Here is an 11,593-nt window from a genome sequence, read left to right as displayed (position 1 = left end):
CCCCAAAAAAGCCGTTCAAGGATTGTTTCACAACAACCCTTGAACGGCTTTTGACCTAGGCCAGTAATTCCACTTATCCTTCGTCTGTCACATCTATTGCGACTTGTCCCAGTCCACAATCAAAGTCGGCCTGCCAGTGCCCCGTAGTTAAATGTGGCGGTAAGACGAACGTTCCTGATGAGACGCGTTGGCCGGCAGTAAGTGTCTTGCCCTGCTCAGCTAACTTGCTGACTAGCCACTGCAAGGACTTGAGTGGATTGCCTAACACTTCGCTCGCTTGACCCGTCTTGACCGTCTCGCCATCATGGACGAGGGTACATTTCGGCGTTGCGACCGCGTCGACGGAAGCAAACCGCTTGTCGGTATCCTCTTCCGTCCCGTAGACCACTAACCCACCAACGGCTGCATCAGCCACCACTAGGTTCTTTGATAAGTCTGGGAACCAATCGCTAAACCGAGAATCCGGTAATTCTAGGCCGGGTGCCACCGTGGTTTTGTGCCATAAATCAGTTAATGAATCAGTCGCACTCAAATCCTCCTTGGCCTTAAAGACAAGTTCCACTTCAACGAGTGGATCCATCAATTGGCCCCGTCGAACCGTGGTAGGTGCGGCAAGGAAATGATCCGCGACTTGCGCACCATAGAGTGGTGTATGCGCATCAAACATCTTCTGGGTTTCAGCGCTAGTTAATGAGACTTTGTAGCCGCCAACGGGTTGCTGTTTTAACGCCGTCAGTTCAGCTTGAACGCGGTATGCAGCGTCCTCATCGGTGGCACTGGTTGCATAATCCGCCATCGTTAAGGCGTGTTGGGTTTGATAGGCATCAAATAATTGTTGTGCGACTTGCGTTTCTGTTTCTGTTGTTGTGGTTGTCATAGGCGTAACCTCCGTTATGTGTTTAGTCATTGACTAATGCTTATGTGTCTCTACTATGTGTTGCGTTTGCAAAATCGACTGACTATGTGTTGAAATCGTTCCTAAATCGTTTCGTTTGTGATGACTTCATTTGCTAATTATGTGTCGCATGACTGCGATTGATTGATCTATGTGTTACAAGAACCTGCGAGAATGCGGTGCTAAATGCCGCTGTTAGCTTCTCGTCTTATCTGAGGAGCTGCTGCTCCCGTGCGACTAATTGCCGTTGCCCACACTGATTGGCAATTAGCCACCAGAATGTCCGATTCCATACTCCTCACCACCTTTAAATAATAAAAGACGCCCTTTAACTAACTCCAACGAGTTAATTAAAGGACGTCCAGAACGGGTTACCACCTTTATTCGCGACTACTTCACAATAGTCACCTTAGTACGTACAGCAAATGCGATACGCCGGTACATTAATGGGTACCATCCAACGCCTTCTCCAAATAATTTCGGGGCGCGACTCCAAGGTGATCTATGTTAAGTGGTATTGACTGCCTTGCACCAATCTACAGCTCGCTAACTAACCGGCTTAACACCGTTCCTTATCACGGTCTTTAATCTAAATTTAATTAATGATTAGAGTTTAGCGCCGTAAAATCAGAATGTCAACCCCAAAATTAAAAATAAATTAGATTTCACATTGGACTAACATTCAAACGCCAATCGACAGGTGTCACTAGCACCAGCTAGTTGTTTTCCAAATCGACCAACGCAATATATTGCTCCGTATGCGTGTCCCGTAGCGTGTAATTTGGCGGTAACGCGTCCGCGTCTGCCTTGACGATTTGAAAGCCGACCTTGGCATAAAATCGCAACGCATTCTCGTTAGCCATGACGCATTTCAACGTCAGTGGTTCCGTGGCGTACTGGCGCATTTCGGTCAACAAACGCTCGCCAACTTTGAGATGGCGAAAATCCGGTGCGACGAACAGTAAATGAATGAAGTTAGCCAGTCGGTACAATGAGCAGAAGCCAGCGCGCTGGCCATCGACCCACGCCACCAAGACAAATTCGCCGCGACTGTCATAGTCAAAATCCTGTAACTTAGGATCTGTGACCCACGGAAACTCTTGCTGGCGGTCGACTAAGTAAATTTCAGCTAACGCCGCCCGGTCAGCATCTGTCGCCGGTTTGATCTCAATTCGTTTCCTCATCTTGTGCCTCCCCCATTTGATTATTTTCATTATGACGGTAGTCGCTAGCAATTACAACCGTTTACTTAGCCAACAATGCTAGCTTTCCCCCACCAATAAGCGGTATAATGTTAGGCAATACTTTCACCAAATGAAAGCGGGGAAAAAATGAAAACCGCAATTGTTACGGATAGTGCCAGTTACCTATCAGCGGCCGACGTTGAAAAGTATGATATTCACGTCGTTCCAATCACTGTTATTTTTGGCCAACAGACTTATTTAGAAAACGTCGAAATCACTTCCAAAGAATTTTACGAACGCATGCGAACGGCACCAGAACTGCCAACGACCACCCAGATCACACTGGGACAAATGCAAACGATGTATGACCAACTCGCAGAAGCGGGCTACGACGCCGTCATCAGTATTCATTTATCATCTGGTATAACTAGCTTCATCACCAATCTCGAGAGTTATCTCCCGAACGTGACGAACATCAAAGTCTATCCCTTCGACTCCCTGATTACTGCCGCTGGTGAAGCCGACATGGTGCTCTTAGCTGCCAAACTCGTGGCTGCGGGTTACACACCCGAACAAGTCATCGAACAGCTTAAGAAAATTCGTGAAACGACGGACGTTTACTTCGTCGTCGATAACTTAAGCCATCTGGTTCGCACGGGGCGACTCTCGAATGCTTCCGGGCTCGTCGGCAATTTATTGCGCATCAAACCCGTCTTGACGTTCCAAGATGGCAAAATCGTCGCCATCCAGAAAGAACGGACGATGCGTCGTGCTTACACCGCCATTAAGGCCAAGTTAGCCGCAGCTATTGACGCTGCCGACTACCCACTGCGCGTGACGATTGAAAATGGGAATAATCCGAAGCTGCAAGCCGAATGGACGGCTGATTTAAAAGCCAGCTTCCCAGACCTCACGATCGACGAAGGTGAAATCGGGCCAGTCGTCGGTGTCCACGTTGGTGAAGGCGTTATGGGCCTCATCTGGGCACGTGATCGGGAAAAATGGCCGCTGGATAATTAAACGGCATGCCGTCTAATTCGCGTTCGCTGTCACCAAGCTTGAACGCGGCGGACTAGCACGCCCAGCGGAACCAGCAATGCCGTCAAAAATCGGACGGCTTGAGGATGTAGCCGCGCTAGTTGCCCGGCTCACGCCTGGTTTACAGCACTCATCCGGAGCTGTACTGGTCTTTTCAGCCAGCACCAGCAATCAACTAAATCGATTAAGCATGACAAAACGACGCTTCAAGAATTTGATTTCTTGAAGCGTCGTTTTTAGCGTCTAGTCTCTGGTCATAAACGATCAGTCAAACGGTTAATCGCTAGTCGACCCAGCCATGCGCGGTGATCTAAAATCACCATGCCACCTGGCCGCATTCGGCTAGCGATTCCGCCTTACTTCCGCTTTTTACCCTTTTTCTTTTTCTTCTTTTTACTCGTCTTCTTCGGTGCTGGGTCTTGCGCTTTAGCCTGAGATTTGGCTAACAACTTATGTGCCTTTTTGACCAACTTGGCGCGTTGCGTCTGATCTAGCTGCTCCCACAAGGTGACTAACTCGGGGTCCACGGCGGGCGTCGGTGTCACCGCAACTGGAATCGGCGCCGCTTCTGGCGTCGGTTGCGTGGCCACATCACTCGTCCCCAACAGCCAGTCTGGCGACACGTTGAGAACGCCCGCTAACGTCACGACCTTATCGTGTTTCGCGACATATTTGTTGCTCAACCACTGACTAATTGAAGAGCGCCCGATTCCCGTTTGTTTGGACAACTGGGCTGACGTCAGGTTCGCTTGTTGCATGGCTTGTTTTAATCGGTCTGCAAAAATTCCCATAATTTCGTCCTCCTAGTGCAACGGGTCCCATGCGGGCAGCCGTTGCGCGCGTTCGTTGACTAACACTTGAAATTCTGGTGCTAAGAACTGTTTGTGGACCACCACTTCATAGACGTAGGCGTCAAACCAATCTTGACTCATCACGAAGTAGCCCTGTTTACCGACCTTTTCGCCCCAACTATTCTCGACTTTCCACTTGGTTGGCGTATCTGATACCAAATCAACGCCGGTGAGCGTCATCGCATGACTGACCTCACCGTCGCCAGTCAGTAACCGTTGGGCCTTGGTCAAATGATCGTTGACTCCGAATAACTGCCCCGTCTCAAATAAGTGGGCATCCAGATACCCGGTCTGGCGATCCATCTGTCGCAAGACATCGTTGCCGAACCAGACCGTCTCGCCGGCTTTCAATTGCTGTACCGCAACATCCGTCAGGACCCCCATATCGACGTTCAAGAATTCGATTGGTTTGCCACCGATGACGTTATCTTCGTCAGGCAGGCTGTATAAGCGATTGAACGGCTTATCAGGCGAGTTCGTCACGACAACGTAATCATCCAGGTCAGTGTCAAAATAATCTTGATAGAATTGTTGCGGCGTCAGATCCGTCAGCCGATGATACTGCTGATCATCGTCGCGATAGGCCAAGTCAAAGCTGGTCGGCGGTTCACCGAAAGAATACGCCGTCATCCGGTAGACAGCCTGCAACATCGACTTTTCGAGTGATTGTAGCTCTGCCTCGTTAGCACCGTCCATGACCAACTGCCGTAATTTCAAGCCGTCTTTGCGTAATTGCCGCGATAGCACAGCTTGAAAAGCAGCGGTATTTTCAGTGTTGAACGTTTCCGGCATCGCACTCGTTGGCACAACGCCGTACTTCTGAACTAAACTCGCGGCCATCGCCCACTGGCCACCATCTTCACCAGGATTATCGAACAAGAATTGGACTAAGCGGTCGCTAATTGGTTGCCGCGCCGTTTGTTCAACGTTGCGATAAAACGTGTTGGCCCGTTCGATCTTATCCCAGAAAAATAAATAACTTTGTGACAATTCGAAATCCTTCACGTGATACTTCGTCGCGAATTTGTGTCGCAGGGTATTCAGTAACGAGAACTCCCAGCAGCGACCACTACTCTTTTGATTACTAACCTTGCCTGTCGGAACTTCGATCGAAAACGTCCGGTCCAAGCGACTTGCCGCCTGATTATCAAAACTTGCGGCTTTGATGCCATTTTTGGTGATGGCGCGCGTTAGTACCGGCGCCATCCGATCATCTGCGTGCGTTGTCCGTAATACGGCAAGCGCGGCGGGTGTTAATTCAGTTGCCATATTTACCAGCCTCCATTGTAGCCCTGTTACCAGTTTAGCCTTCATTCTAGGCCTATTAGATAGCGATTTCAATTTAGATGCAAGTTTTTGTTTACTTTTCTGAATTTTATTAGTTATTTTATACAGGCACCATTTTTTAAATTAGTAATAATCACCAATAAGCGCGTTCTGCTCGTGGTTATTACGCATGCCTGCCAATAAAAAAGGCGCTGCCCACCGTGAGCAACACCTGTTGATAATTAATAGCTGATTGAATTGACGTTGTGGCGCTTCGTACTACTGGAGTCCCAAAATGGCACCTTGACCACGCCGAGCACTTTGCTAGCGGGAACGAAGCCCCAGTAGCGACTGTCGTTGGAGACCGAGCGATGATCACCGAGCACAAAGTACGTGTTTTTCGGGACCTTGGTCGTCTTTAACCGCCAACTATAGCGCGTCGACAAGGTATTCAAGGTCCAGTTGGTCGTGCCCTGTGTCCGCTCATATTGACTAATGAACTGTTGCGAGACTAGCTTACCGTTCACATATAGCTTGCCGTTCTGAGACTTGACAGTATCGCCAGGCATCCCGACCACTCGTTTGACATACTTGACCGATTTCGACCGCGCATCTGGATCGACATGGTACGCATTGAATACGATCACGCTCAAATGCCGAATCTTAGCGGTCTTGACCACGGCGACCCGTTCATTATTGTCCAGATTAGGTTCCATCGATGGGCCGTCCACCCGCACCATCGTAAATATATAATGGCGAATCACCATGGCGACCAGTAAGCCGACCACGATCGGTAACACCCAACTCATAATGCTTTTAACAGTTTTCATCCAACGTTCTCCCTTACCCCACGCTTAACCTTCAATTATTATAGTCCAATCGACCCGGCTTGTCTGGAATCGATGACCCCTTTAAAAAGATTTTATAAGTTCACTAATGACGGCCGTCAATTAATTCCGATGTGTGGAAGTCGTTTGGCTGCAAACCAGCAGACCGGACGATCATCTTGATTCGACTGAAAACATGGATTGGCAATCACCACACCACGGGCTTTAACGTCAATTTCAGGTTGGCATCCGTAACACCTGCAGCCCCGTTTAAACGAGAAACTAGCAGGCCCTTCCAATTCTAGTGCTTCGCCCGACAAACAGACCTTTAGGCGAACGACAAAAAAGCCGTTCCAAGAATCACGCGGCACCCACGTACCAGTCATAATTCTTGAAACGACTCATTTTAGTTTTACATTAATCTTGGCCTTTCGCACTAACTTTTGATTTTCGCACTGATTCCTAACGCAAGCACTACTGATTCAACACGACCCAGAATTCAGGTCACCAGCGCTTATCAGCTTAAGCCTAGTCCTTAACCTTCGCAATCCGGCCCTGTTGAATGTAAACACTCAAGATTGCAATATCAGCGGGGTTAACACCGCTGATTCGAGACGCTTGTGCAATCGTGGTTGGTTGGATCTTCTTCAGCTTTTGATGAGCTTCAGTTGCGAGACCGTCAATGGCGTCATAGTCGATCCGGTCCGGAATCTTCTTAGCTTCCATCTTCTTCAAACGTTCAACGCGTTCTTCCGCTTTTTCGATGTAACCTGCGTATTTGATTTGAATTTCAACTTGTTCAATGATGTGGCGTTCCAATGGTTCTGGCGCCGCTGGGATGAATTTCATCAAATCAGCGTACCGCACTTCTGGCCGCTTTAAGAAATCGGCAGCGAGAACCCCATCTTTCAGCTCACCAGAATTGTGGGCCCGTAAGAAGGCATTGACGTCATCGTTAGGTTTGATACGGATTTTGCCCAAACGGTCAAGTTCGTCTTTGATTGCTTGCCGCTTGGCCTCAAAAGCCGCATACCGGTCGTCGTCAATCAAGCCTAATTCATGACCCTTGTCCGTCAATCGCAAGTCCGCGTTATCGTGACGCAAGATCAAACGATATTCGGCCCGACTCGTTAACAGCCGGTAAGGTTCGTTGGTCCCCTTCGTTACCAGATCATCAATCATGACCCCGATGTAGGCATCGCTACGCTTCAAGGTGAATTGACCCCGGTCGAGTGCCCGCAAACCGGCGTTGATACCGGCCATCAAGCCTTGACCAGCGGCTTCTTCATAACCAGACGTCCCGTTCGTTTGACCAGCGGTATACAAGTTCTTGATGAGCTTCGTCTCCAGCGTGGCCTTTAATTGATAAGGGGCGACGACATCGTATTCGATTGCATAACCCGGCCGCATCATTTCAGCATCTTCCAACCCCTTGATGGAGTGTAAGATTCGTTGTTGAACTTCTTCTGGCATCGACGTTGACAACCCTTGAACGTACCATTCGTCCGTATTCCGGCCTTCTGGTTCCAAGAAGAGTTGGTGGCGCTTCTTATCCGCGAACCGCACGATTTTATCTTCGATCGATGGGCAGTAACGCGGACCGACACCTTCAATGACACCCGTAAACATCGGTGCCCGGTCCAAGTTTTCCCGAATGATCTTGTGCGTCGTCTCGTTGGTATACGTTAACCAGCACGATAACTGGTGGGTCAAATCAAGGTAATCTTCGTCCTTCGTTTCAAAACTAAAGTGATGGGGTTCTGGATCACCGGGTTGTTCTTCGGTGACACTGTAATCGATCGTATTACCATCGACCCGTGGTGGCGTCCCGGTCTTAAACCGTTCCAGTTTGAAGCCTAAGCGTTCCAAGTCACCGGATAGCTTCATTGCCGGTTGTGAGTTGTTTGGACCAGATGAATACATTAATTCACCAATGATGATCTTCCCACGCGCAGCCGTTCCAGTCGTCAACACGACACTCTTAGCACGATAATGAGCCCCCGTATTCGTGATGACCCCTTTGCAGACGCCATCTTCGACGATCAAGCCATCAACGATACCTTGGCGTAACGTCAGGTTAGGTTCACGTTCGATCGTATGCTTCATTTCTGAGTGGTATGCATGCTTATCAGCTTGGGCCCGCAATGCACGGACAGCGGGACCCTTACCCGTATTGAGCATCCGCATCTGAACGTAAGTCTTATCGATGTTGCGGCCCATCTCGCCACCTAACGCATCGATTTCACGAACAACGATTCCCTTCGCCGGGCCACCGACGGACGGGTTACATGGCATGAATGCCACCATATCCAGGTTAATGGTCATTAAAAGTGTCCGGTTTCCCATCCGGGCAGCGGCTAGTGCAGCTTCTGAACCGGCATGACCAGCACCAACGACGATCACATCATAGTCGCGGCCCTGATACTGCTTTACTTCTGTCATTACAATTTCCTCCTACCACTACTTACCCAGACAGAACTGGCTAAATAGCTGGTCTAATAATTCATCTTCATAGCTGTCCCCGGTAATTTGACCGAGAAATTCCCAGCAACGGGTCATGTCGATTTGGACCAAGTCCACTGGCATGCCAGCGGCCAAGCCCGTCTGAACGTCTTGTAGCGCCTGTTTGGCTTGGTTAAGCAAACCAATGTGGCGGGCGTTCGTGACCATAACACTGTTTTGATTACTTTCAATGCCTTCACTGAAGAACATCTTGGCAATCCGTTGTTCCAATTGCGTCACGCCGCTCTGTTCGAGGACGGACATGCTCAACACGTCTTTGGGGTCCACGAATTTTGCAAGTTCAGCTTGGTCCAGCTGGGCGGGCAGATCCGTCTTGTTTAAAATCACGATCCGCTTCGACTGCGCTGTTTCTTGCAACAATTCCTGGTCTTCCGTGGTCAACGGCCGACTGCTGTCTAGGACTAATAGCACTAAATCGGCAGCGCCAATTGCTTTACGACTGCGTTCGACCCCAATTTTTTCGACTTTATCTTCAGTGTCGCGAATTCCGGCCGTATCGACCAGTTTGAGCGGCACCCCGCGAACATTGACGTATTCTTCGATAACATCACGTGTCGTCCCGGCAACATCCGTCACGATTGCTTTATCTTCGTGTAGCAGATGATTGAGCAGACTTGATTTTCCGACGTTTGGTCGACCAATAATGGCGGTCGCCAGCCCTTCACGTAGGACTTTCCCTTGCTTGGCCGTCGCCAACAATTGGTCGATGCTCTGCGCAACTTCAGTGGCCTTTTCCTTCAGCATCTTGGTCGTCATCGTCTCGACCGCGTCGTATTCTGGATAATCGATATTAACTTCGACTTGAGCTAAAACGTCCAAAATATCCTGGCGTAAATGCCGGATCAGCTTCGACAAATCACCATCTAATTGGTTTAGGGCGACCTTCATGGATTTATCCGTCTTAGCGCGAATCAGATCCATAACGGCTTCCGCTTGTGACAAGTCCAACCGTCCATTTAAGAAGGCCCGTTTGGTAAATTCACCGGGTTCCGCCATCCGCGCACCGTGACTCAAAATCAGTTGTAAGATTTCGTTGGTCGCAACCAGGCCCCCGTGACAGTTGATTTCGACCACGTCTTCACGGGTATAGGTCTTAGGTGCCCGCATCACAGACGCCATCACTTCATCGACTTCTTGATGGGTGTCCGGGTCAACAATGTGCCCATAGTTGATCGTATGAGATTTGACCTGACTCAGGTCCTTGCCCTTGAAAATCTGGGTGACCACGTTAAACGTCTGGTCCCCGCTAATCCGAATAATTGAAATACCACCTTCACCAGGCGGCGTTGAAATTGCCGCGATCGTATCAAATTCTGTGGTCGTTGGCATACCATCATGTCCTTTCTTGTCAGCGTTTCATCGCCTAATACCATACCAAATTTACTTACAATTAGTTAATAATATGTCCTAAAATGCAGAAAAAAAGCGCCTAGTCCACGCCACCTTAAAGCGTGGATAAAGCACTTTGACTACTTTATCTAAAAGATAAGAATGATTAACACCTACTATAATAGCTCACCCGGAGTTTGTCAAACGCCTGTTTGCGTTCACCGTTATGAACTATTTCCGAATCGCAACAACCACGGCGCGGTGCGGCTCCCGTCCCTCTGAAAAAGTTGTGACGTGATGGTTATTGGCCAATTCAGCGTGGATCAATTTGCGTTCAAACGACGGCATCGGGTCTAGGAAGACTTGCTTGCCAGTCGCAATTACTTCCCGCGCCGTACTTTCAGCTAAACGCTTCAAGGTCGCCACGCGCCGATCGCGATAATCATCGACATCCAAGACGACGTTGACGTGGGAAGCGCCGTGGTGATTCATATAGACTTGCGCGAGATCTTGCAACGCATTGATGGTGCGCCCATGCTTCCCAATCAGCAAGCCCTGTTTGGCGGTGTTGAAGTTCAACGTCGCGTACCGGTTGCCAAAATCAACATCGAGGTCCGCGGCAATGCCCAGTTGCTTGACGACTTCCAATAAGTAGGCACTCAAATCCCGAATCGCCGTTTCGTTAGCAGCTTGGCGGGCGGCAATTTCTGCCGGCGTCCGTGGCGTTGGGGTGGTTGCTGCTGCGTCATGCGCTGCTTTCGCTTTAGCCGGTTTGGCCTTGGGCGCTGCTGATTTAGCCGCCTTGCCATTGGTTTGGTGGTCGGCGTTCTGCGTATTCACCGCTTTAGTGGCTGCCACTTTAGTCGTCGTTTTGGTTTCAACGCCAGCTTGAGGCTTGCCAGCAGCACTCACTTTAGTTTCAACGTCCTGCACTTCAGTAGGCTGAACGTTGGCTGAATGCCGTGTTGCGTCTGCCGGGGCAACCGTCTCATCCGCTAACCCAGCATCACCAGGAACGACGGGACCCGTGCTGACATCCGGGGTCACAATGGACTTAGCAGGCGACGTTTCCGCGGATGCGGGTGCTGATGACTGGTCAATCGTTTCAGCGGACTGCGGCTGTTCGGTTGCGCTCGCCGCTGCTGTGGAGGCCGGCACCGCCGTTATTTTAACTTGAGCCGGCTGTTTTCCCAGCCCTAAAAAGCCCTTCTTCGCTTCAGCAATGACTTCCACAGTCACCTGGTCGCGTGTTCGGTGCAGTTGTTTTAAACCGGCCGCAATTGCGGCCGCGACGGTATTACCTTCAAATACTGTCATGACTTAAATCCTCCTCGTTAACAATCCTGTTCTCATTATAGCATTACCATTCCCCTTGCGAACAGCTGACTAGCAACACTTAATGAACCCTTACAACGATTCGGCTGGCGTAACGACCTGCATTTGTCGTGCAGCCGGGGTCCACATTCACTAGATTGCACCGTTATCTATGGCGACCGTGCTAGATTAGTTATCAGTTGAAATCCTACTAAACTAGCACCTGGGCAATAGAAATCGACGCCTAGCCTCCCAACATCGACAGTGCACTCGTTTTGGTCTGCTCCAGATTCATGGCCATTAACCATTCAGTCGTTCATCCATCTCCAACGAAAAACCGATTTTCTAGCAGTACTATCCTAGAAA

9 protein-coding genes are annotated in these 11,593 nt (G+C 49.6%); 1 reads left to right on the top strand and 8 read right to left on the bottom strand.

Annotated features, from left to right (window positions below; all coding sequences use genetic code 11):
* Positions 1-73 precede the first annotated feature (73 nt).
* Both KGF65_RS11690 and KGF65_RS11685 read right to left on the bottom strand, forming a co-directional pair.
* Positions 74-877: a 2-keto-4-pentenoate hydratase gene (locus KGF65_RS11690; protein WP_216748538.1), complete on the bottom strand. Its 804-nt coding sequence runs from the start codon at positions 875-877 to the stop codon at positions 74-76.
* 734 nt (positions 878-1,611) lie between these two features.
* The gene (locus KGF65_RS11685) at positions 1,612-2,079 is read right to left on the bottom strand and encodes a GNAT family N-acetyltransferase (protein WP_050338070.1); all 468 of its coding nucleotides are present in this window, start codon (positions 2,077-2,079) and stop codon (positions 1,612-1,614) included.
* A gap of 147 nt (positions 2,080-2,226) precedes the next feature.
* Between KGF65_RS11685 and KGF65_RS11680 the strand changes: the two genes are divergently transcribed.
* Positions 2,227-3,099, top strand: a complete 873-nt coding sequence (locus KGF65_RS11680) for a DegV family protein (RefSeq protein WP_216748537.1) — start codon at positions 2,227-2,229, stop codon at positions 3,097-3,099.
* 374 nt (positions 3,100-3,473) lie between these two features.
* On the opposite strand, the gene KGF65_RS11675 is transcribed toward KGF65_RS11680, so the two are convergent.
* The 6 genes from KGF65_RS11675 to jag form a co-directional block, all read right to left on the bottom strand.
* Positions 3,474-3,908 (bottom strand): helix-turn-helix domain-containing protein, encoded by a 435-nt coding sequence (locus KGF65_RS11675; RefSeq protein ID WP_050338068.1) that lies wholly within the window; start codon positions 3,906-3,908, stop codon positions 3,474-3,476.
* A gap of 12 nt (positions 3,909-3,920) precedes the next feature.
* Complete coding sequence (locus KGF65_RS11670) at positions 3,921-5,237, bottom strand: C1 family peptidase (protein WP_216748536.1); 1,317 nt, start codon at positions 5,235-5,237, stop codon at positions 3,921-3,923.
* A 239-nt stretch (positions 5,238-5,476) separates the two neighbouring features.
* Entirely contained in the window at positions 5,477-6,064 is a 588-nt protein-coding gene (gene lepB, locus KGF65_RS11665; protein WP_101874270.1) for a signal peptidase I, read from the bottom strand.
* A 525-nt stretch (positions 6,065-6,589) separates the two neighbouring features.
* The gene (gene mnmG, locus KGF65_RS11660; RefSeq protein WP_101874271.1) at positions 6,590-8,503 is read right to left on the bottom strand and encodes a tRNA uridine-5-carboxymethylaminomethyl(34) synthesis enzyme MnmG; all 1,914 of its coding nucleotides are present in this window, start codon (positions 8,501-8,503) and stop codon (positions 6,590-6,592) included.
* A gap of 18 nt (positions 8,504-8,521) precedes the next feature.
* A complete protein-coding gene (gene mnmE, locus KGF65_RS11655) occupies positions 8,522-9,913 on the bottom strand; it encodes a tRNA uridine-5-carboxymethylaminomethyl(34) synthesis GTPase MnmE (protein WP_003640219.1) in 1,392 nt (463 codons plus the stop codon).
* A 231-nt stretch (positions 9,914-10,144) separates the two neighbouring features.
* Positions 10,145-11,230 (bottom strand): RNA-binding cell elongation regulator Jag/EloR, encoded by a 1,086-nt coding sequence (jag, locus tag KGF65_RS11650; RefSeq protein WP_101874272.1) that lies wholly within the window; start codon positions 11,228-11,230, stop codon positions 10,145-10,147.
* Positions 11,231-11,593 lie beyond the last annotated feature (363 nt).

Origin of the sequence: Lactiplantibacillus sp. 30.2.29, from assembly GCF_018991255.1 — a bacterium.
Classification (GTDB): domain Bacteria; phylum Bacillota; class Bacilli; order Lactobacillales; family Lactobacillaceae; genus Lactiplantibacillus; species Lactiplantibacillus pentosus.
This window is presented reverse-complemented; position numbering and strand designations above follow the sequence as displayed.